Origin of the sequence: Jatrophihabitans endophyticus (genome assembly GCF_900129455.1) — a bacterium.
Classification (GTDB): Bacteria; Actinomycetota; Actinomycetes; order Mycobacteriales; family Jatrophihabitantaceae; genus Jatrophihabitans; species Jatrophihabitans endophyticus.
Window position 1 is genome coordinate 507,384 of record NZ_FQVU01000003.1, and the last position, 21,302, is coordinate 528,685.

Here is a 21,302-nt window from a genome sequence, read left to right on the forward strand (position 1 = left end):
ACGTCGGCGGCCGCCCGGCCTGTGCGGGCAGCGCCGCGCACGCGAGGATCGGGGCGTGAAACGTCGCGCGGCGCTCGGCGCCGCGGCCCTGCTGGTGCCGCTGGCGCTCGCCGCTCCCGCCGCGCCCACGGCAGCAGCGAGCGCGGCGGCCGGGGCGGCGGCCGGCGTGGCGGCGGCCCAGGTGTTCACGCCCGGCGGCTCGCCGATCACCGGCGGCGACGACGCGGGCGCCGCGGCGCCGCTCACCCCGGGCCGCCACGTCGACACCCTCGCCCGGGGCACGGACGACGTCACCGGCTCGGGCAGCGTGCGCTACTACGCGATCACGCTGCGCCGGGGCGAGACGCCCTACGTCGCGGCGACGATCGCCCCGGGACCGACCGTCCGGCCGGGGAGCGAGCGGCTCGGCGTCGAGGTCTCGCTGCGCGCGCCCGGCGACGACCAGGACTGCGCGCAGGACGAGCAGGGCGACGACGCGATCGACGACCGGTTGGCCGAGGTGACCGCGGTCGCCACGCCGGACGACGCCACCGGCCGCGAGGACGGCTGCCCGGCCGGCACCGTCGTCGTCAAGGTCGCGCGCTCGGGGCCGTACGCGCTCGCCGACCCGCTGCGGGTCGAGCTCGCCTACCGCCTCGAGCCGGCGGTGGACGCGACGGGTCAGCCGGGTGCCGCCGCGACGGCGGCGCCGGTGCGTCCGGGGCTCGCCGGCCGCCCCACCGTCCTGCGCTCGGGCGCCGGGTTCGACACCGCGCCGCTCGTCCCCACCGGGATCTACCGCGACTCGCTCGCGGCCGGCGACGTGCGGATCGTGCGGGTCCGGCTCGGGTGGGGGCAGCGGCTGGCGTTCTCGCTGACCGCGCCGGCGCGGGCCGGCGTCGAGTACGCGGACGCGCTGGACGTCGAGCTGACCGTGCGCAACCCGGTCCGGGCGGCCGTCGACGCCTCCGGCACCGGCTCGGCCACCACGTCGGTCGGCTACGCCGACGCCGCGCTCGCCGGCTCGACCCCGGCGCCGGTGCGGTACGCGAACCGCGCGTCGGACGACGACGGCGTGGTGGGTTGCGCGGTGGCGGGGGACTGGTTCCTCGAGCTCGCCGTCGACCGCCCCGAGGACGGGACCGGCGGTGCCCGGTTCCCGTACACGCTGCAGGTGCAGGTCGTGGGGCAGGCCCAGCGGGGGCCGGGCTACCTGCCGACGGGCGGGGCCACGGCGTCGGCCTCACCGCGGGCGGAGCGCGGCGGCGGCGTCACCGCCCACGGCGTGCTCGTCGCGGGCGTGGCCGGCGTCGGCGCGGGCCTGGTCGCGGTCGTCCTGCTGGTGCTGCTGCTGCGCCGGCGTCGAGCGCATCAGGCGCGCGCCCACACGTAGCCGCCGTCGGCCTGGCGTGCGCACCGGACCCGCACGCCGTCACCGGTGGTGCGGACGTCCCCCTCGTCGGTGAACGTGCACACCTCGTTGACCGTCACCGCCGGCGGGACGTAGCTGCCGCCCGTGGTGCGCGCCGGGGTGCTGACCGGGGGCGTGCTCCGCGCAGGGTCCGCGTCGGTCGTCCCGACCACGAGCGCGGTGGGGACGGCCACGGCGGCGGCCACGAGCAGGCCCGCGGCCGCCACCAGCGCGCTCCGGCGGGCGCCGCGCCCCCGCGCCCGCAGCGGTCGGGTCGGGCCGCGCCGGGCCGCGCCGGGGAGCCGGGTCGTGGTGGGGGCCTCCCCGACGGCGCTGCGGGTGTCGCCGGTGGCGGGCGCCGTCCCCAGCGCCGGGGTCGTGCCGCCGGCGGGGACGAGCGTGGCCGGCCCCGCCGCCACGACCGTGGGTGGCGTCGCCGATGCCGTGACCTCGGCGTGGGCGGCGGTCCCGCGGCTGCCGGTGCCGTCGGTGCCGTCGGCGCCGCTCTCGCGCAGCGCCGTCGCGGTGAGCGGCGGCAGCCGGTGCGGGACGTCGATCGGGGTGCCGGCACGGGTACGCGGCGCGGGGTCCCGCGGCGCGCCCGCCAGCAGGGCCCGGGCCTCGCCGGCGGACCGCGGCCGGGCCCGCGCGTCGAGCGCCCCGAGCGCGGCGACGGCCGTCCGCAGCGGGCCGGGCGGGAAGGGGGACAGGTCGGTGGGGACGCCGAGCCCGGCCGGCTCGACGCCGGCGGCGAGGGCGGCCGCGACACGCCCGGCGGCGTAGAGGTCGTGCCGCGGGTCGGGGGCCACCCCGCCGCGCAGCAGCTCCGGCGCCACGTAGCCCGGCGTCCCCACGATCATCCCCGCCTGCGTCAGGTGCGCGTCCTGGGCGCCGATGGCCAGTCCGAAGTCCGAGAGCATGACCTGCAGCGGCCCGGTGCCGGTCGCGCGCAGCAGCAGGTTCGCCGGTTTCACGTCGCGGTGGACGAGCCCCGCCCGATGGACCTCCGCGAGCGCCACGAGCAGCTGGTCGAGCACGACCGCCACGGTTCCCTCGCCCAGCGGGCCGCAGTCGTGGAGCAGGCCGCTGAGCGACCCGCCGTCGACGAGCTCGCTGGCGATGACGACGTACGCGTCCTCGGCGGCCCACGAGTACGGCGTGAGCACGTGTGCGTGCGACATGCGCACCGACTGCTCGCGCACGAAGCGCAGCAGGTCGCCGGCGTCGCGGCGGCGCAGCACCTTCGCAGCGCAGAACTGCTGCCGCTTGCGGTCGTAGGCCCGCCAGACCGTGCCGCTGCCACCGCGCGCGATGGGGTCGCACAGGGCGAAACGGCCCGCGATCACGTCGGTCACCGCGCCATTATCGACGGTCGCGCCCCGGCGCGCGGCGGCGTCCGACGGCGGATCGGCCCGGGAATTGCTACCCTGGGACGTCGGATCCGTCGACCGCCCACCGCGGTCCGGGCCCGCGGAACTCCCAGTAGTCGCTACAGAGAGCTGAGTCGTGTCCTCACCCGAAGGCATCACCAACCCGCCCATCGACGAGCTGCTCGAGCGCGCGCAGTCGAAGTACGCGCTGGTGATCATCGCCGCCAAGCGGGCGCGTCAGATCAACGCCTACTACAGCCAGCTCGGCGAGGGCCTGCTCGAGTACGTCGGCCCGCTGGTCGAGACCGCGCCGCAGGAGAAGCCGCTGTCGATCGCCATGCGCGAGATCAACACCGACCTCATCGAGTTCAAGCCCTCCGACCCGGCCGAGCCCGCCGTCGTCGGCGCCGCGCCCGAGGCCACGGGCGAAGAGACGGGCTGACCCACCCCGGCGGATCTTCCTGCGCCGCGCGTGTCCTGGTGCGTGACGGCGGGACGGCACCGGGACGTCTCCGGACGGCGATCGGTCACAATGGCCTCGTGAGCCACGTGGTGCTGGGCGTCGGGGGCGGGATCGCCGCGTACAAGGTCGCCGACCTGCTGCGCAAGCTGGTGGAGGCCGGCCACGACGTCCGCGTGGTCCCCACCGCGGCCGCGCTGCAGTTCGTCGGCGCCCCGACGTGGGCCGCCCTGTCGCACCACCCCGTCGCGGCCGACGTCTGGACCGACGCCGACGAGGTGCCGCACGTCCGGCTCGGCCGGGAGGCCGACCTCGTGGTCGTGGCGCCCGCCACCGCCGACCTGCTCGCGCGGGCCGCGCACGGCCTGGCCGACGACCTGCTCACCAACACCCTGCTGACCGCGCGATGTCCGGTGCTGTTCGTCCCGGCGATGCACACCGAGATGTGGGAGCACCCCGCGACGGTCGACAACGTCGCCACGCTGCGCCGACGCGGCGCGATCGTGCTCGACCCCGCGACCGGACGCCTCACCGGGGCCGACACCGGCAAGGGTCGGCTGCCCGAGCCGGCAGGGATCGCCCAGCTCGCGCAGCTGCTGCTGCACCGCGGTGACGCGCTCGAGCGCGATCTCGCCGACCGGCACGTCGTGGTGAGCGCGGGCGGCACCCGCGAGGCCCTCGACCCGGTCCGCTTCCTCGGCAACGCCTCGTCGGGCCGCCAGGGCTTCGCCCTCGCCGCCGTGGCCGCCGCCCGCGGCGCGCGGGTGACCCTGGTCGCCGCGAACGCCGAGCTCCCCGACCCCGCGGGTGTCGACGTCGTGCGGGTCGTCAGCGCCGTCGAGCTGCGCGACGCCGTCCACCGCGCCGCGGCCGACGCCGACGTCGTCGTCATGGCCGCCGCCGTCGCCGACTTCCGGCCCGCCGACACCGCCGCGCACAAGATCAAGAAGGACGGGACGGCGCCGGCGCCCGTCCCGCTGACCGAGAACCCCGACGTCCTCGCCGAGCTCGTCGCCGCGCGCCGCCCGGGGGCCGTCCTTGTCGGATTCGCCGCCGAGACCGGCGACGACACCGCGACCGTCCTCGACCACGGCCGCGCCAAGCTCGCCCGCAAGGGCTGCGACCTGCTCGTGGTCAACGCGGTGGGCCCCGGGATGGCCTTCGGCCAGCCCGACAACGCCGGGGTGATCCTCGGTCGGGACGGCAGCGAGCGGGTCCTCGAGCGCGCGCCGAAGCACGTCCTGGCCGCGGCGGTGTGGGACGCGGCGGGCGCCCTGCTCGCCAAGTCGCACCCGTCGCACGGGTCACCGGCGCCACAGCGGGGCGAGTGATGCGGAGCGCTTCCCGCCTAGTTCGTTAGACTTCCGCGGAATCCATTCGTCCCTACACCGCGGAGCTTCAGTGTCTCGTCGCCTTTTCACCTCCGAGTCCGTCACCGAAGGACACCCGGACAAGATCGCCGACCAGATCAGCGACTCCATCCTCGATGCCCTGCTCGCCGAGGACCCGGCCAGCCGCGTGGCCGTCGAGACGCTGATCATGACCGGTCAGGTCCACGTCGCCGGCGAGGTCACCACCTCGGCCTGGGCCGACATCCCCAAGCTGGTCCGTGACCGCATCATCGAGATCGGCTACGACTCCTCGCGCAAGGGCTTCGACGGCGAGTCGTGCGGTGTCAGCATCTCGATCGGCGCGCAGTCGGCCGACATCGCGCAGGGCGTCGACACGGCCTACGAGAAGCGCGTCGAGGCCTCGGAGGACGAGATCGCCTCGCAAGGCGCCGGTGACCAGGGCCTGATGTTCGGCTACGCCAGCGACGAGACCCCCGAGCTCATGCCGCTGCCGATCTGGCTGGCGCACCGCCTGTCCGAGCGGCTCACCGAGGTCCGCAAGAACGGGACCGTGCCCTACCTGCGCCCCGACGGCAAGACCCAGGTCACCATCGAGTACATCGACGGGAAGCCGGCCCGCCTGGACACCGTCGTCCTCTCGACGCAGCACGCCGACGACATCGACCTCGACACCCTCCTCAAGCCCGACATCGAGGAGCACGTCATCCGCCCCATCGTGTCGGCGCTCGACATCGACACCGAGAACTACCGGCTCTTGGTCAACCCCACCGGCCGCTTCGTCATCGGCGGCCCGATGGGCGACGCCGGCCTGACCGGTCGCAAGATCATCGTCGACACCTACGGCGGCATGGCCCGCCACGGTGGCGGCGCCTTCTCCGGCAAGGACCCGTCGAAGGTCGACCGTTCGGCCGCCTACGCCATGCGCTGGGTCGCCAAGAACGTCGTCGCGGCCAAGCTCGCGTCGCGCTGCGAGGTGCAGGTCGCGTACGCGATCGGCAAGGCCGAGCCGGTGGGCCTGTTCATCGAGACCTTCGGCACCGAGACCGTCGCGCCGGAGAAGATCGCCGAGGCCATCACGCAGACGTTCGACCTGCGCCCGGCCGCGATCATCCGCGACCTCGACCTCAAGCGGCCGATCTACGCCAAGACCGCCGCCTACGGCCACTTCGGCCGTGAGGACGCCGACTTCACCTGGGAGCGCACCGACCGCGCCGAGCAGCTCGCCAAGCTCGCCAACGGGTAGTACTCAGCGCACGCCGGAACGCCGGGTGGCCCGTAGGGTCGCCCGGCGTTCGTGCGTTCCGGCGCCCGGCGCCTGCGTCCCGGCGTCCCGGTGTCCCGCGGTCCCTCTCCCGTGATCACCGGGCAGGGCGGCGGAACTGTCGGCGGACGCTGGTAGGAACACGGCATGACCAGCCCGCCGCGCTCCCGGCTCCGGCTGGGCCCGCGCGGCTGGACGGCGGTCAACTACGCGAGCGCGGCGGCCATCGTCGTCCTCGGCGCGCTCGGCGGGGCGAGCCACGGCATCGGGCAGGCACTGCTCGTCGGCGCGGCCGCGGTGCTCGCGGTCGTCCAACTCGTCGCGCAGCAACGCCGGGAGCGGGCGGCCAAGAGCATCGCCGACGAGACCCGCACGGTCACCGTCAACGCGGCGTCGAACGCGTTCGCGCCCCTGCTCGGGCTGCTGGTCAAGCTGGCCGAGGCCCGCACCGAGACCGCCCGGCGACTCATCCGCGCCCAGGTGACCCGATCGGTCGCCTACGCCGCGTCCTACGCGATAGGTCCCGACCTCGGCGTGCGCTCGTGCGTGTTCCTGCTCGCCGACGGCGGTCGGGAGCTGCGCTGGAGCGGGGTGCACGCCGGCCGGCCGGACGAACCGCACTCGGTGTTCACCGCGGGCACCGTGCGCGGCGACCTCGCCCTGGCGATGATCGCCGACGACGGCGTCGCCTTCTGCGCCGACACCGAGGCCGCCCCGCCGCCGGGCTGGGCCGAGGGGCATCCCCACACCTATCGCACGTTCCTGGCCGTGCCGGTCCGCGCGGCCGGGCGGGCGTGGGGCATGCTCACCGTCGACTCGCTGACCGCGGGGGACCTCGACCCGGGGCGCGACCGGCCGATCCTGGTCGTGCTGGCCCACATCCTCGCGGTCAGCCGCGCGTCGGCCGACGCCGACGCCGACGACCCGCCGTCGCGCACCCCCCGCCGGTAGACTTCTCCACGACGACGCCGAAGGAGCAACGCGATGAGCACCGAACCGAGCTGGGTCAGCGTGGCCGTGACGCCGTCGCCCGCCGACCGGCAGGTCGACGACATGGTCGCCGACCCGGCCACGTACTTCATCCGTTCGCGCCAGGAGGCCAAGCGCGAGGCCCGCCGCTACGTGGCGCAGCGGCTGCGATACGCCCGCCCTGCCTGACGGCGCCGCGGCGGACGCCGCCAGGTCGCGTCCGACGGCCCGACCCAGCACTCGTCGGCCGCGACGATCACGCCGTCGTCCACCTCGGAGAACCCGGCACACCGGAACCGACCGAGCCGGTCGTTGACGACCTCGGTCTCGGCCGCCACCGGGCCGGCCCGCCCGAGCGTCCGGCGCACGGCGCACCGGGACCGCCCGGGATATCCCGCGTTGAACGCCACCACCTGCTCACGCGTGGTCAGCACCCGGCCCGAATCGGGGAGCCCGACCACGATGTCCGCCCGCAGCTCGGCGCCGGCGGCGTCCCACGCCATCGCGTCGAGCGCCTCCCAGAAGCGGGTCACGACACCGACCGCTCGCTCGTCGTCCACGCCGCGCACGGTGACCGCCGCCCCCGACGCCCGACCGCACTCCGCTCGCGGTGAATCCGTCGTCTCGTGCTGATAGGAACGTTCGCGTGACCAGCCGCCGACCCGCACCGCCCAGGGCGGGGCGGCAACCGGCACCGTCGCGGCCCGTGGCGCACCTGCTGGTCGACGTCGCGCTGCCGCACCTCGACCGCCCCTTCGACTACCTCGTCCCCACGGAACTGGACGGCGTGGTCGCCGCCGGCTCCCGCGTGCGCGTGCGCTTCGCCGGTCGCCTGGTCGACGCCTACGTGCTGGCCCGCGACGAGCGCAGCGAGCACGTCGGCGACCTGGCCTACGTCGAGCGCGCGGTGGGCGAGGAGCCGGTCCTCACCGCCGAGACGACGGCGCTGTTCCGCGCCGTCGCCGACCGGTGGGCCGGTGACTTCGTGGACGTGGTGCGCCTCGGGGTGCCCTCGCGCCACGCCCGGGCCGAGACGTCGGCCCCGAAGGACCCGGGCGAGCTGCCCGAGGCGCCCCCGACGGGGTTCGACCGGTACCGGGCGGGGCCGGCCTTCCTCACCGCCGTGGCCGACGGCCGCGCGGCGCGGGCGGTCTGGACGGCGTTGCCCGACGACGACTGGGCGCAGCGCCTCGCCGAGGCCGTCCGGGTCGCCCACGACGCGGGTCGCGGCGCGGTCGTCGTCGTCCCCGACGCCCGCGACCTCGCCCGCCTCGACGCCGCGCTCACCGCCGCGCTCGGCACCGGTCGGCACGTCGCGCTGGCCGCCGACCTCGGGCCGGCCGAGCGGTACCGCCGCTGGCTGGCGGTACGCCGTGGCGTGGTCCGTGTCGCCGTCGGCACCCGCGCCGCCGCGTACGCGCCGGTCACCGAGCCCGGCCTGCTCGCGATCTGGGACGACGGCGACGACCTGCACGCCGAGCCGCGTGCCCCCTACCCGCACGCGCGCGACGTCCTGGCGTTGCGCTCGTCGCTCACCGGAGCCGCCCTGCTGGTCGGCGGCCAGGCGCGCACCGCCGAGGCGCAGCTGCTCGTCGAGAGCGGCTGGGCGCACGAGGTCGTCGCCGAACGGACCGTGCTGCGGGCGGCGGCCCCGCGGGTGCGCCCGACCGGCGACGACGTCGAGGTCGCCCGCGACCCCGCCGCGGCCGCCGCGCGGCTGCCCAGCCTGGCGTGGCGCACCACGCGCGAAGCGCTGGCGGCGGGACGACCCGTCCTGGTGCAGGTCCCGCGTGGCGGCTACGTCCCCTCGCTGGCGTGCGCCCGCGACCGCACCCCGGCCCGGTGTGCGGTCTGCGCCGGGCCGCTCGCCGCGCGCTCCCAGGCCGAGGTGCCGGCGTGCCGCTGGTGCGGCCGGCCGGCGGCGGACTGGTCGTGCCCGACCTGTGGCGGCCGGGCGCTGCGGGCATCGGTCGTGGGGTCGGCGCGCACCGCCGAGGAGCTCGGCCGCGCGTTCCCCGGCGTCCCCGTGCGGACGTCCGGCGGCGACCGGGTGCTCGCCGAGGTCGACTCCGAGGCCGCCGTCGTCGTCGCCACGCCCGGGGCCGAGCCGCGCTGCGAGGGCGGGTACGGCGCGGTCCTGCTGCTCGACGGGTGGGCGCTGCTCTCGCGCCCGGACCTGCGCGCCGCCGAGGAGGCGCTGCGCCGCTGGGTCAACGCCGCCTCGCTCGTGCGGCCAGGCGGGCCGGTCGTCGTCGGCGCCGACGCCGGCATCCCGGCCGTACAGGCCCTGGTCAGGTGGGATCCCCGGGGCTTCGCCGCCCGCGAGCTCGCCGAGCGGGCCGAGCTGGGCTTCCCGCCCGCCGCGCGGATGGCCGCGCTCAGCGGCACCCCCGCCGCGGTGGCCGAGCTCGTCGCGGCCGCCGAGCTGCCGGCCTCGGCGCAGGTGGTGGGGCCCGTCCCCGTCGACGCCGACACCGAGCGGGTGCTCGTCCGGGTGCGTCGGGGCGAGGGCGCCGAGCTGGCGCGGGCGTTGAAGACCGCCGCCGCCGGTCGGTCCGCCCGCCGCGGCGCCGACCCCGTCCGCATCGCCCTGGATCCCGCCGAGCTCGGCTGATCGCACCCGCGTCCGCTACGTTGACATCTTGCCCAGCGGAATAGTCGGGAAGCGGGCCACGTTGTCCGCGCCATGACCGAGAACGCCCGCATCGGTGTCGCGCTGCCCGCCGGCGCCGAGAGCGCCGACAACATCGTCACCGAGACCGTCGCGCTGGCCCGGGAGGCCCGCGACGCCGGCCTGGCCGCCGTGTGGCTCTCGCAGCGCTTCGACACCGACGCGCTGACGCTGGCCGCCGTCGTCGGCCACGCCGTTCCCGGCCTGCAGGTGGGGACGTCGGTGGTGCCGGTGCCGCACCGGCATCCGCTCGTGGTGGCCGGGCAGGCGCAGACCGCGCAGGCGGCCTCGGCCGGGCGCTTCGTCCTCGGGATCGGGTTGGGTGCGCCGGCCCTGGTCACGGCGGCGTACGGATCGGCACCGCAGCGGCCGATCGCGCACCTGCGCGAGTACCTCGACGTCCTGCACGACGTCTTCGCCACCGGGACCGTCGACCACGTCGGCGAGACCGTCACCGCCCGACCGCCACGGTCGGCGCGGGTGGTCGGCGCCGATCCGGTGCCGGTCCTCGTGGCGGCGATGGGGCCGCAGGCGCTGCAGGCCGCGGGGGAGCGGGCCGACGGCACGCTGCCGTTCCTGGCCGGGCCGCGCACGCTGGAGAGCTACCTGGTGCCGCGCATCGCGGCCGCCGCGCAGTCGGCGGGCCGCGGCGCGCCCCGCGTGGTGGTCGCGCTGGCGGCCGTGGTGACCGCCGATGTCGACGCCGCCCGGGCGCTGGCCCGCGAGCAGCTGTCGTTCTACGACACGATCCCGTCCTACCGCGCCGTGCTCGACCGCGAGGGCGTCGCGCACGCCGCCGAGCTCGCGGTGATCGGGGACGAGCGGACGCTGGCCCGCGCCGTCCGCTCCTACCTCGACGCCGGTGCCACCGAGATCGTGCTGACGCAGACCGGGCTGGCCGGCGACGCCGCTCGCGTCGCGACCTGGCGGGCCGCCGGCGCGCTGGGCTGAGCCGGGTCAGTCCCGGGCGCGGCCCGCGACGGCGGCCTCGTAGGCGACGTCCTCGCCCGGTGCGGCCGGGACGGCGAGGGCCGCGCCCTCGCGTGCCACCGCCTCGCCGACCGACTCGCCGGCGAGTGCGTCGACCGCGTCGGCGCCGTCCGCGTCCTCGTGGACGAATTTCTTGCCCCGCAGCAGCGACGCGCCCGCGGCGATCAGCAGCATCACGATCGACGCGGTGAAGGCGATGGTGAGGCCGTGCCGGAACGGGTCGGCGATCAGGTTCGGGAAGAAGGACCCGCTGTCGATGCGGCCGGCGACAGCCGGGCTCGCGTGCGGCACGAGTTCCTGGATCGGGTTGCCGCCGAGGAAAGCGGCGAACAGGATGCCGACCGGGGAGGCGTGCGACGCCGCCGTTGCCTGCGCCGGGTCGACGCCGGCCTGCACCAGCCCGCTGTGCATGGCCTGCGGCAGCCGGCTCGCCAGCCCGACGGCCATGAGCGTGAAGAACCCGCCCATCGAGAGCACCATGCCGGCGTTCATGCCGGTGGCCCGGATGCCGGAGGCCGCGCCCCGCTGTGCCGCGGGGACGGCGTTCATGATCGCGGCCGAGTTCGGGGCCGCCATCAGCCCCATGCCGATGCCGTTGAGCGCGATCAGCCCGGCGAAGAGCACGTAGTTGAAGTTCGCCGGCAGCAGGATCAGTCCCAGGAAGGTGGCCGCGGTCAGCAGCAGCCCGCCGGTCGCGAACGCCCGCGCGCCGAAGCGGTCGCTGAGCGCGCCGGACGCCGGCCCGGCGACGAGGAAGCCGAGCGTCAGCGGGACCATGTAGATGCCCGCCCACAGCGGCGTGTCCTCGAAGGCGTAGCCGTGCAGCGGCAGCCAGATGCCCTGCAGCCAGATGATGAGCATGAACTGCAGCCCGCCGCGCGACATGGACGCGAGCAGGTTCACCGCCTGCCCGGCCGCGAACGCCCGCACCCGGAACAACCGCATGTTGATCATCGGGTCGGCGACGCGGTTCTCGATCATCACGAACGCGACGAGCAGGACGACACCCGCGCCGACGCACGTCAGCACGAAGGGCGACGTCCAGCCCATCGTGTGACCGCCGTAGGGCTGCAGCCCGTAGGTGACGCCGACGAGCAGTGCGATCAACCCGATACCGAAAGCCAGGTTGCCCCACCAGTCGATGACGACCCGGCGCGACGTGTCACGCGGCTTGTCGTGCAGCGTGCGGTACCCCATCCAGGTGCCCCAGACGCCGACGGGGACCGACACCCAGAACACCGCGCGCCAGTCCCACTCCGAGAGCACGCCGCCGATGACGAGGCCGAGGAAGGACCCGGCGAGGGCGGCGACCTGGTTGACGCCGAGGGCGAAGCCGCGCCGGGCGGGCGGGAAGGCGTCGGTGATGATCGCCGTCGAGTTCGCCATCAGCATGGCGCCGCCGACGCCCTGGACGACGCGCCACACGATGATCTCCAGTGCCCCGGCGCCACCGCTGTTGGGCACGAGCGCGCAGCCGATCGAGCCGACGGTGAAGATCAGGAAGCCGAGGTTGAACAGCTTGGCGCGGCCGTACTGGTCGCCGAGCCGGCCGAACGTCACCACGAGGACGGCGGTGACGAGCAGGAAGCCCATCAGCATCCACAGCAGGTAGGAGATGTTCTGCGGGGCGAGGGGATCGAGGCCGAGGCCGCGGAAGATCGCCGGGAGCGAGATCAGCAGGATCGACGAGTTCAGCGTCGCGGCGAGGATGCCGACGGTGGTGACCGAGAGCGCGACCCGGCGGTCGTGGGACGCGCGGCGGGCGGTGGGGTCGTCGGCGGTGGCGCTCGACGCGGCGGTGGCGATGGATCGGGGCACGGGCCTCCCTTTCGTTCGTTAGCCATCCTAACTATCTGGGGACGGCCGGGGCCACCGGCCCGCTCGGTACTATCGGTCACGTGACCGTGCAACCCATCCGCCTGTTCGGGGACCCGGTCCTGCGCACCCCGGCCGACGTCGTCACCGACTTCGACAAGGAGCTGCGCACGCTCGTCGCCGACCTCACCGAGACGATGATGGACGCGCCGGGGCAGGGCCTCGCGGCGCCGCAGATCGGCGTCGGGCTGCGGGTGTTCACGTACCACATCCGCGACGGCGGCGGCACCGGTCATCTCGTGAACCCGGTCCTGCACTTCCCGAACGACGAGGAGCAGGACGGTCCCGAGGGCTGCCTGTCGATCCCCGGGCTGCAGTTCGACTGCGTCCGGCGCGAGCACGTGATCGCGCACGGCCAGAACATGTACGGCGACCCGATCACCGTCGAGGGCAGCGCCATGCTCTCGCGGGCCATCCAGCACGAGACCGACCACCTCGACGGCGTGCTGTTCGTCGACCGGCTCGACGGCGAGACGCGCAAGGCGGCCATGCGGGCGATCCGCGAGGCCGAGTGGAACGGCGAGGCGGCCCCGACGGTCAAGGTCAGCCCGCACCCCACGCTCGGCCGGGCCCGGTAGCCGGATGCGGCTCGTCTTCGCCGGCACTCCCGCGCCGGCCGTGCCGACGCTGCGTGCCCTGGTCGACTCGCCGCGGCACGAGGTCGTCGCCGTCGTCACGCGGCCGCCTGCCCGTGCCGGCCGGGGCCGGCGCACGGCCGAGTCACCGGTCGCCCGGCTCGCCGCCGAGGCGGGTCTGCCCGTGCTCGCGCCGGCCCGCGCCGGCGACCCCGACTTCCTCGCGCGGCTCGCCGAGCTCGAGCCCGACTGCTGCCCGGTCGTCGCCTACGGCGCGCTGCTGCCGCCGCCGGCGCTGACCGTGCCCCGGTTGGGATGGGTGAACCTGCACTTCTCGCTGCTGCCGGCCTGGCGCGGCGCCGCGCCCGTCCAGCACGCGCTGCTGCACGGGGACGACGTCACCGGCGCGTCGACGTTCCTGATCGAGGCGGGGCTCGACACCGGCCCGGTCTTCGGCGTGCTGACCGAGACCGTGCGCCCCGGCGACACGGCCGGTGACCTGCTCGACCGCCTCGCCGCCGGCGGCGCCGGGCTGATGCTCGCCACGATGGACGGGCTGGCCGACGGCAGCCTCGTCCCCGTCCCGCAGCCCGGCGAGGGCGTCTCGTTCGCCCCGAAGATCACCGTCGCGGACGCCGAGCTCGACTGGACGCAGCCCGGCCGCCACGTCGAGCGGCTGACCCGGGCCTGCTGGCCGGCCCCGGGCGCGTGGACGACGTTCCGCGGCGAGCGGCTCAAGCTCGGCGCGGTCGGCGTGCGGGCCGGGCACGACCTCGCCCCCGGGGAGCTGCGGGTCGCCCGCGACACCGTCCTCGCCGGGACCGGCAGCCTGGACGTCGCGCTCGGCACGGTCCAGCCGCCGGGCAAGCGGCCGATGCCGGCCGCCGACTGGGCCCGGGGCGCACGGATCGAGGACGGCGAACGGCTTGGCTGAGCGCACCTCCCGCCCCGGCCGCCGTGCGGCGGGCCGACCCGCGCGACCCACCCGACCCGAGCGGCGGCGGGCGCCCGTCGACCCGGCCCGGCTCGTCGCGCTCGACCTGCTGCGGGCCGTCGCCGAGCAGGACGCCTACGCCAACCTCGTCCTGCCGCGGCTCATCACCGAGCGCGGGCTGACCGGGCGGGACGCCGCCCTCGCCACCGAGCTCGGCTACGGGACGCTGCGCAGCCTCGGCACCGTCGACGGCGTGCTCGCCCGCTGCATCGACCGCGACCTCGCCGACGTCGAGCCGGTGGTGCTCGACATCCTGCGCCTCGGCGCCTACCAGGCGCTGCGCACCCGCATCCCGCCCCACGCCGCGGTCGCCACCACCGTCGACCTCGCGCACGCCGCGGGGTCCGGGCGCGCCGGCGGCTTCGTCAACGCGGTCCTGCGCCGGGTGACCGACCGGGACTGGCCGGGCTGGACCGACGAGCTCGCCGCCGGTGTCGAGCCGCTGGCGGCGCTCGCCGTCCGCACCGCCCACCCCGAGTGGATCGCGGGCGCGTTCGCCGCCGCGCTCGGCGAGGACGCCGGGGGACCGCTCACCGAGACCGCCGCCGCCCTCGCGGCCGACGACGAGCGCCCCGTCACCCACCTGGTCGCCTGGCCCGGGCGCAGCGAGCGGACCGAGCTGCTCGTCGCCGACGACGGCGCCGTGCACGGCAGCGTCGGGCCGTACTCGCCGTACGCGGTCCGGCTCGCCGCCGGCGACCCCGGCCGGCTGCCGGCGGTCCGGGAACGGCGCGCCGGGGTGCAGGACGAGGGCAGCCAGCTGTGCGCGCTGGCCCTCGCCGCCGCGCCCGTCGACGGCCCGGACGAGCGGTGGCTCGACGCCTGCGCCGGGCCGGGAGGCAAGGCGGCGCTGCTCGCGGCGGTGGCCGCCGGCCGGGGAGCGCAGCTGCACGCCAACGAGCGGCGCGAGCACCGCGCGCAGCTCGTCCGTCGCGTCACCGAGCCGTGGGGCGTGACCGTCACGGTGGGCGACGCCCGCGAGCTCGCCCCGCCCGACGGCGTCCCCGGGTACGACCGGGTGCTCGTCGACGCGCCGTGCACCGGTCTCGGCGCGCTGCGCCGGCGTCCCGAGGCCCGCTGGCGGCGCCGCGGCGACGACGTCGCCGAGCTCGCCGCGCTGCAGCGCGCGCTGCTGGCGGCGGCGCTGCGTGTCACCAGACCCGGCGGGGTGGTGGCGTACGTGACCTGCTCGCCCCACCCGGCCGAGACCAGCGCGGTCGTCGCCGCGTTCGCCGCCGAGCACGAGCTGCTCGACGCGCGACCCTTCTTCCCCGACGTGCCCGACCTGGGTGCCGGCCCGACCGTGCAGCTGTGGCCGCACCGGCACGGCACCGACGCGATGTTCTGTGCCCTGCTGCGCGCCTCCTAGGATCGGCTCATGCCCGCAGCAGGTGGCGCCGAGCCCATGATCGCGCCGAGCATCCTGTCGGCGGACTTCGCACGCCTCGCCGACGCCGCCGAGTCCGTCGGCACGGCCGACTGGCTGCACGTCGACGTCATGGACAACCACTTCGTGCCGAACCTGACCCTCGGCCTGCCGGTGGTGACGAGCCTGCACCGCGCCACGGGGATCCCGCTGGACTGCCACCTGATGATCGACGACCCGGACCGCTGGGCGCCGGGCTACGCCGAGGCGGGGGCCAGCAACGTGACCTTCCACGTCGAGGCGGCGGCCGACGCCGTGCAGACGGCGCGGGCGATCCGGGCCGCCGGCGCGCTGGCCGGCCTGTCGGTCAAGCCCGGCACCCCGCTCGACCCCTACCTCGAGGTGCTGCGCGAGTTCGACACCCTGCTCGTGATGACCGTCGAGCCGGGTTTCGGCGGCCAGGCGTTCCTGCCCGACGTCCTGCCCAAGGTCCGGCTCGCCCGCGAGCACGTGCGCGCCGGGCACCTGCGGCTGTTCGTCGAGGTCGACGGCGGCATCGCGCCCGACACCATCGAGGCCGCCGCCGAGGCCGGTGCCGACGTGTTCGTCGCGGGGTCGGCGGTCTTCGGTGCCGACGACCCGGGGCGGGCGGTCGAGGCGCTGCGGACGCAGGCGCGCGCCGCGATGACCGTGCAGTGAGGCACCCGTGACCGCCACCGAGGCCGAGCAGGCCGCCATGCACCGCGCCCTAGCGCTCGCCGACACCGTGCGGGGGCACACCAGCCCGAACCCGGCCGTCGGCGCGGTCGTGCTCGCCCCGGACGGAACGCTGGCCGGCGAGGGCGCGACGGCCCCCGCCGGTGGCGCCCACGCCGAGGTCGCCGCCCTCGCTGCCGCCGGGGACGCCGCGCGGGGCGGGACCGCCGTCGTCACCCTCGAGCCCTGCGCGCACACCGGCCGCACCGGCCCGTGCACCGAGGCCCTGGTCGCCGCCGGGATCACCCGGGTGGTCTACGCCGTCGACGACCCGAACCCCGAGGCCGCCGGCGGTGCCACCGTGCTGCGCGAGCGCGGCATCGACGTCGTCGCCGGGGTCGAGGAGCACGCCGCGGCCAGCGGGGCGCTGCGCCCTTGGCTGCACGCGACCCGCACCGGCCGGCCGTTCGTCACGTGGAAGTACGCGGCGACCCTCGACGGTCGGGTCGCCGCGGCCGACTGGTCGGCCCGCTGGATCTCCTCGGCCGCCTCGCGCGAGGACGCCCACGCGCTCCGCGCCGTCGTCGACGCGATCGTGGTCGGCAGCGGCACGGTGCTGACCGACGATCCGCAGCTGACCGTCCGCGGCGGGGACCAGATCCCCGCCCTGCGTCAGCCGCTGCGCGTCGTCCTCGACCGCCGGCACCGCATCCCCGACGACGCGCGCGTGCTCGACGACGCCGCCGAGACGCTCGTGCTCGACACCGCCGTCCCGCGATTCGCGCTCAAGGCGCTGCACGACAGGGGAGTGCGGCAGGTCCTGCTCGAGGGCGGTCCTACCCTGGCAGGGGCGTTCGTCGAGGCCCGCTGCGTCGACGAGGTGATCGTGTACCTGGCCCCCACGCTGCTGGGCGCGGGACCCGCGGCGCTGGGTGACGCGGGCATCGGAACACTGGCCGAGGCCGCGGCGTTGGACATCGAGTCGGTGAGCCGGATCGGCGACGACATCAAGGTGGTGGCCCGGCCGCGCTGGGCCGAACAGGCGATGGAGGACTGAGGCGTGTTCACCGGGATCGTCGAGGAGGTCGGCCAGGTCGCCGCGCTCGAGCACCGCGGCGACTCCGCCGTCCTGACCATCCGTGCGACGAAGGTCACCTCCGACCTCGTCCACGGCGCGTCCATCGCGGTCAACGGCGTCTGCCTGACCGTCGTGGGCTGGACGGCCGAGGGGGAGCTCACCGCCGTCGACTTCGACGTGATGGGCGAGACCCTGCGCCGTTCGGTGATCGGCGGCCTCGGCGAGGGGACGCGGGTCAACCTGGAGCGCTCGGTCCGAGCCGACCAGCGGCTGGACGGCCACGTCGTGCAGGGGCACGTCGACGGCACCGGCGCCGTGGTCTCGCGCACGAGCGGCGACAACTGGGACACCGTCCGCGTCGAGGTGCCGGCCGAGCTCGCCCGCTTCGTCGCCGAGAAGGGCTCGATCGCGGTCGACGGCGTCTCGCTGACGGTCAGCGCGGTCGGCCCGGACTGGTTCGAGGTGGGCTTGATCCCAGAGACCTTGCGGGCCACCACGCTCGGCGGCAAGGCTGCGGGCGACCCGGTGAACCTGGAGGTGGACGTGCTGGCGAAGTACGTCGCACGGCTGCTGGCGACCGAGGCGGCCCGATGACCCGGTTGGACTCCATCGAGCGCGCCATCACCGACATCAAGTCGGGCAAGGCCGTCGTGGTCGTCGACGACGAGGACCGCGAGAACGAGGGCGACCTCATCTTCGCCGCCGAGCTCGCCACGCCCGAGCTCGTCGCCTTCATGGTGCGCTACACGTCGGGCTACATCTGCGTGCCGGTCGAGGAGACCGACGCCGACCGGCTCGATCTGCCGCCGATGTTCCACACCAACCAGGACCGCCGCGGCACCGCCTACACCGTCACCGTCGACGCCCGCGAGGGCGTGAGCACGGGCATCTCGGCCGCCGACCGCGCGCACACGATCCGGCTGCTCGCCGACCCCGAGTCGACCGCCGCGGACTTCTCGCGGCCCGGCCACGTCGTGCCGCTGCGGGCGAAGGACGGCGGCGTGCTGCGCCGTCCCGGTCACACCGAGGCCGCGGTCGACCTCGCCACGCTCGCCGGGCTGCACCCGGCCGGCGTGCTCTGCGAGATCGTCAGCGAGAAGGACCCTGCCGGCATGGCCCGCGCCGACGAGCTGCGCGTCTTCGCCGACGAGCACGACCTCGCGCTGATCTCCATCGCCGACCTCATCGCCTACCGCCGTCGTTTCGAGAAGCTGGTCACCCGGGTGGCGTCGGCGCGGGTGCCGCTGCGCTACGGCCAGTTCACCGCGCTGGGGTACTCGTCCAGCTACGACGAGCGCGAGCACATCGCTTTCGTCTACGGCGACATCGGCGACGGCGAGGACGTCCTCGTGCGGGTGCACTCCGAGTGCCTCACCGGCGACGTCTTCGGCTCGCTGCGCTGCGACTGCGGCCCCCAGCTGGACGCGGCGCTGGCCGCCGTGGCCAAGGAGGGGCGCGGTGTCGTGCTCTACATCCGCGGCCACGAAGGGCGCGGCATCGGCCTGCTGCACAAGCTGCAGGCCTACCAGCTGCAGGACTCCGGCGCCGACACGCTCGACGCCAACCTGGAGCTCGGGCTACCGGCCGACGCGCGGGATTACGGCACGGGTGCGCAAATTCTCGTCGACCTCGGCATCCACTCGATGCGGTTGCTCACGAACAACCCGGCGAAGCGGGCGGGGCTCGAGGGGTACGGCCTGCGCGTGCACGGCCGCGTCGCCCTGCCCGTCCACGCCAACCCCGAGAACCTGCGTTACCTGCAGACCAAGCGAGACCGCATGGGTCACGACGCCGACTTCTTCGACGACCCGGACGGGGCGGTCTCGTGAGCGGCCACGGGTCGCCGGAGCTGGCGGTGGAGGGGGCCGAGGGCCTCACCGTCGTCGTGATCGCCAGCCAGTGGCACGACGAGGTCATGGCCGGCCTGCTCGACGGTGCCCGCCGGGCGCTCGCCGAGGCGGGCGTGGCCGATGCCGTGGAGCTCCGTGTGCCGGGGACCTTCGAGCTGCCGGTGGCCGCGTCCCGGGTGGCCGCCGCAGGGATCGACGGCCGCGCCGTCGACGCGATCGTCGCGCTGGGCGTCGTCATCCGAGGTGGCACGCCGCACTTCGACTACGTCTGCCAGGCCGCCACGTCGGGGCTCACGGCGGTGGCCGAGCGCACCGGCGTCCCGGTCGGCTTCGGCGTGCTCACCTGCGACGACGACGAGCAGGCGCTCGATCGCGCCGGGCTCGCCGGTTCCCACGAGGACAAGGGCCACGAGGCCACCACCGCCGCGCTGGCGACCGCGGTGACGCTCGCCGCGTACCCACGCGGCTGAGCGGGCGGACGCCGCGCCCGGCCGCTAGGGTCGGGGGTCGGAAGGCCGGCGCGGCCGGCCCGTGCGAGGAGGAGAGGGCGCACATGGGCGGGTACCAGACCGTCGTCGTCGGCACCGACGGCTCCGAGACGTCGTTCCGCGCGGTCGAGCGCGCGGCCGAGCTGGCCCGCGACGCCGGCGCGCTGCTGCTGATCGCGTGCGCGTACGAGCCGGGCAAGGTCGACACCGCCGCGCAGGACGCCCTGGGCGACGAGGCCTACCAGGTCGTCGGCTCGGCCCCGGCGGAGGACAGCGTCAGCCGTGCCCGCGACCGTGCCGTCGCGGTGGGCGCCACCCGCATCGAGACCGTGGCCGTGCAGGGCAAGCCGTCGGCGACGCTGCAGCGCGTGGTGAAGGACCGCGGCGCCGACCTGTGCGTCGTCGGCAACCGGGGGCTGAACACGCTGGCCGGGCGGATCATCGGCTCCGTCCCCCAGGACATCGTGCGGCACATGCCCGTCGACGTCCTGGTCGTGCACACCACCTGAGCCCCCCGCGATGACCGACCCCGCTGCCACGCCGCCCGACGAGCCGGTCGACCCGCAGCGAGCGGTGGCCGACGCCGCCGAGGTGGTCGAGGTCGTCGAGCAGCACGGCATCGACGTCACCCGGCTCTTCGCGCGCGTCGAGGAGGCCGTCCTCGGCGGACCGCGCCGTTGGACGCCCGACGAGGTCGCCGAGCGGGCGGGCGTGGACCGGGACGAGACGCGGGCACTGTGGCGCGCCCTCGGATTCGCGACCGGCGACGAGGGCGACGCGGTCTACACCGACGGCGACGTGGAGGCCGTGGTCCTCGTCGAGCAGCTGCGCCGGGCGGGCTTCGAGGACGACGCGCTCATCGGCGCGATGACCCGGCTGTTCGGGCAGACGTTCTCGCGGCTCGCCTCGTGGCAGGGGCAGCTGATGCTCGAGCTGCTCGCCGACCGCCCGGAGATCCTGCGCTCGGAGGACGCGCTCGTCGACCTCATCGACCAGCTGGGGCCGCTGATGGAGCAGCTGCAGTCCTATGTGTGGCGCCGCCAGCTGGTGGCGTTCTTCGCCCGCGCCGCCGCCCGCGCGCACGAGGACGTCTCGTCCTCGCTCGCCACCGAGCTCGCGATCGGCTTCGTCGACATGTCCGGCTTCACCGCACTCACCCGTCGCGCCACCGAGGCGGAGCTGCGCGAGCTGCTCGACACGTTCGAGTCGCTCGCCACCACCGTGGTGGGGACCCACGGCGGCCGGGTGGTCAAGACGATCGGCGACGAGGTCCTCTTCCAGGCCGAGGACGCCGCGGCCGCCGCCGAGATCGCGCTCGAGCTGGTCGAGACCGCCGCCGGCGACGAGCGGATGCCGCAGCTGCGGGGCGGGCTCGCGGTGGGGCCGGTGGTGAGCCGACTGGGTGACGTGTACGGCTCGACGGTCAACATCGCGAGCCGGCTGACGTCCATCAGTCGGCCCGGCGCGGTGCTGGTCGACCGCGCGATGCACGACGCGCTGCGCGGCGACCCGCGCTTCTACCTCAAGTCGGCGCGTCCGGAGTCGGTTCGTGGCTTCCACCACCTGCACCCGTGGCGGCTGCGACGGGCCGATCGCTGACCTCGGTACCCTGAGCGACGAGATGAAGACCTTCGACCAGCTCTTCGGCGAGCTCACCGACCGGCAGCGGCAGCGCCCGGCGGGTTCGGCGACGGTCGCCGCGCTCGACGCCGGCGTCCACGCCCAGGGCAAGAAGGTCGTCGAGGAGGCCGCCGAGGTGTGGATGGCCGCCGAGCACGAGTCGGCCGAGCGCACGGCCGAGGAGATCAGCCAGCTGCTGTACCGCATCCAGGTGATCATGCTGGGTCGCGGCCTGGGGCTCGAGGACGTCTACCGACATCTGTAGGCCGTCCGGACCGCCGGACGCCGTGCCGTCGC

The 21,302-nt window shown here is 75.6% G+C and carries 22 protein-coding genes; 19 read left to right on the forward strand and 3 right to left on the reverse strand.

Going from position 1 to position 21,302, the window contains the following annotated elements; genetic code table 11:
• The first annotated feature begins 55 nt into the window (after positions 1-55).
• Positions 56-1,372 (forward strand): relaxase family protein, encoded by a 1,317-nt coding sequence (locus tag BUE29_RS12530; RefSeq protein WP_073390660.1) that lies wholly within the window; start codon positions 56-58, stop codon positions 1,370-1,372.
• On the opposite strand, the gene BUE29_RS12535 is transcribed toward BUE29_RS12530, so the two are convergent.
• Positions 1,351-2,745: a serine/threonine-protein kinase gene (locus BUE29_RS12535; protein ID WP_073390661.1), complete on the reverse strand. Its 1,395-nt coding sequence runs from the start codon at positions 2,743-2,745 to the stop codon at positions 1,351-1,353. The genes BUE29_RS12530 and BUE29_RS12535 overlap by 22 nt on opposite strands.
• Positions 2,746-2,896: 151 nt before the next feature.
• Here BUE29_RS12535 and rpoZ point away from each other — a divergent pair, with 151 nt between their 5' ends.
• The 5 genes from rpoZ to BUE29_RS22520 all read left to right on the forward strand — a co-directional run bounded on the left by rpoZ (position 2,897) and on the right by BUE29_RS22520 (position 6,991).
• Entirely contained in the window at positions 2,897-3,202 is a 306-nt protein-coding gene (gene rpoZ, locus BUE29_RS12540) for a DNA-directed RNA polymerase subunit omega (RefSeq protein WP_073390662.1), read from the forward strand.
• A 98-nt stretch (positions 3,203-3,300) separates the two neighbouring features.
• Positions 3,301-4,551 (forward strand): bifunctional phosphopantothenoylcysteine decarboxylase/phosphopantothenate--cysteine ligase CoaBC, encoded by a 1,251-nt coding sequence (coaBC, locus tag BUE29_RS12545; protein WP_073390663.1) that lies wholly within the window; start codon positions 3,301-3,303, stop codon positions 4,549-4,551.
• Positions 4,552-4,621: 70 nt separating this feature from the next.
• Positions 4,622-5,815, forward strand: a complete 1,194-nt coding sequence (gene metK / locus BUE29_RS12550) for a methionine adenosyltransferase (RefSeq protein WP_073390664.1) — start codon at positions 4,622-4,624, stop codon at positions 5,813-5,815.
• 165 nt (positions 5,816-5,980) lie between these two features.
• Positions 5,981-6,784, forward strand: coding sequence for a GAF domain-containing protein (locus BUE29_RS12555; RefSeq protein WP_073390665.1), 804 nt, complete (start codon positions 5,981-5,983; stop codon positions 6,782-6,784).
• Positions 6,785-6,817: 33 nt separating this feature from the next.
• On the forward strand, positions 6,818-6,991 hold the full coding sequence (locus BUE29_RS22520) for a hypothetical protein (protein WP_159440870.1): 174 nt from the start codon (positions 6,818-6,820) through the stop codon (positions 6,989-6,991).
• On the opposite strand, the gene BUE29_RS12560 is transcribed toward BUE29_RS22520, so the two are convergent.
• The gene (locus BUE29_RS12560) at positions 6,952-7,362 is read right to left on the reverse strand and encodes a hypothetical protein (RefSeq protein WP_143168159.1); all 411 of its coding nucleotides are present in this window, start codon (positions 7,360-7,362) and stop codon (positions 6,952-6,954) included. The genes BUE29_RS22520 and BUE29_RS12560 overlap by 40 nt on opposite strands.
• A gap of 146 nt (positions 7,363-7,508) precedes the next feature.
• On the opposite strand from BUE29_RS12560, the gene BUE29_RS12565 reads away from it, so the two are divergent.
• Positions 7,509-9,416, forward strand: coding sequence for a primosomal protein N' (locus tag BUE29_RS12565; protein WP_234971431.1), 1,908 nt, complete (start codon positions 7,509-7,511; stop codon positions 9,414-9,416).
• 72 nt (positions 9,417-9,488) lie between these two features.
• Positions 9,489-10,424, forward strand: coding sequence for a TIGR03564 family F420-dependent LLM class oxidoreductase (locus BUE29_RS12570; RefSeq protein WP_073390667.1), 936 nt, complete (start codon positions 9,489-9,491; stop codon positions 10,422-10,424).
• Positions 10,425-10,430: 6 nt separating this feature from the next.
• On the opposite strand, the gene BUE29_RS12575 is transcribed toward BUE29_RS12570, so the two are convergent.
• Positions 10,431-12,281 (reverse strand): MFS transporter, encoded by a 1,851-nt coding sequence (locus BUE29_RS12575; RefSeq protein WP_073390668.1) that lies wholly within the window; start codon positions 12,279-12,281, stop codon positions 10,431-10,433.
• An 80-nt stretch (positions 12,282-12,361) separates the two neighbouring features.
• Here BUE29_RS12575 and def point away from each other — a divergent pair, with 80 nt between their 5' ends.
• The 11 genes from def (at position 12,362) to BUE29_RS12630 (ending at position 21,270) form a co-directional block, all read left to right on the forward strand.
• Entirely contained in the window at positions 12,362-12,916 is a 555-nt protein-coding gene (gene def, locus BUE29_RS12580) for a peptide deformylase (RefSeq protein ID WP_073390669.1), read from the forward strand.
• 4 nt (positions 12,917-12,920) lie between these two features.
• Positions 12,921-13,847, forward strand: a complete 927-nt coding sequence (fmt, locus tag BUE29_RS12585) for a methionyl-tRNA formyltransferase (RefSeq protein ID WP_073390670.1) — start codon at positions 12,921-12,923, stop codon at positions 13,845-13,847.
• The gene (locus BUE29_RS12590; protein ID WP_073390671.1) at positions 13,840-15,276 is read left to right on the forward strand and encodes an RsmB/NOP family class I SAM-dependent RNA methyltransferase; all 1,437 of its coding nucleotides are present in this window, start codon (positions 13,840-13,842) and stop codon (positions 15,274-15,276) included. Before fmt ends, BUE29_RS12590 begins: the two co-directional genes overlap by 8 nt.
• A 9-nt stretch (positions 15,277-15,285) precedes the next feature.
• On the forward strand, positions 15,286-15,972 hold the full coding sequence (gene rpe, locus BUE29_RS12595) for a ribulose-phosphate 3-epimerase (protein ID WP_073390672.1): 687 nt from the start codon (positions 15,286-15,288) through the stop codon (positions 15,970-15,972).
• A gap of 7 nt (positions 15,973-15,979) precedes the next feature.
• The gene (gene ribD, locus BUE29_RS12600; protein WP_200800165.1) at positions 15,980-17,026 is read left to right on the forward strand and encodes a bifunctional diaminohydroxyphosphoribosylaminopyrimidine deaminase/5-amino-6-(5-phosphoribosylamino)uracil reductase RibD; all 1,047 of its coding nucleotides are present in this window, start codon (positions 15,980-15,982) and stop codon (positions 17,024-17,026) included.
• Positions 17,027-17,029: 3 nt separating this feature from the next.
• Positions 17,030-17,641, forward strand: coding sequence for a riboflavin synthase (locus tag BUE29_RS12605; RefSeq protein WP_073390673.1), 612 nt, complete (start codon positions 17,030-17,032; stop codon positions 17,639-17,641).
• A complete protein-coding gene (locus BUE29_RS12610) occupies positions 17,638-18,876 on the forward strand; it encodes a bifunctional 3,4-dihydroxy-2-butanone-4-phosphate synthase/GTP cyclohydrolase II (protein WP_073390674.1) in 1,239 nt (412 codons plus the stop codon). Before BUE29_RS12605 ends, BUE29_RS12610 begins: the two co-directional genes overlap by 4 nt.
• Positions 18,873-19,367 carry a 6,7-dimethyl-8-ribityllumazine synthase gene (gene ribH, locus BUE29_RS12615; RefSeq protein WP_073390675.1) on the forward strand — a complete coding sequence of 165 codons (495 nt, stop codon included), beginning with the start codon at positions 18,873-18,875 and terminating at the stop codon, positions 19,365-19,367. Before BUE29_RS12610 ends, ribH begins: the two co-directional genes overlap by 4 nt.
• Before the next feature lie 83 nt (positions 19,368-19,450).
• The gene (locus BUE29_RS12620; RefSeq protein WP_073390676.1) at positions 19,451-19,894 is read left to right on the forward strand and encodes a universal stress protein; all 444 of its coding nucleotides are present in this window, start codon (positions 19,451-19,453) and stop codon (positions 19,892-19,894) included.
• Positions 19,895-19,904: 10 nt separating this feature from the next.
• On the forward strand, positions 19,905-20,984 hold the full coding sequence (locus BUE29_RS12625; RefSeq protein ID WP_073390677.1) for an adenylate/guanylate cyclase domain-containing protein: 1,080 nt from the start codon (positions 19,905-19,907) through the stop codon (positions 20,982-20,984).
• Positions 20,985-21,006: 22 nt separating this feature from the next.
• Positions 21,007-21,270, forward strand: coding sequence for a phosphoribosyl-ATP diphosphatase (locus BUE29_RS12630; RefSeq protein ID WP_073390678.1), 264 nt, complete (start codon positions 21,007-21,009; stop codon positions 21,268-21,270).
• The last annotated feature ends 32 nt before the right edge of the window (positions 21,271-21,302 follow it).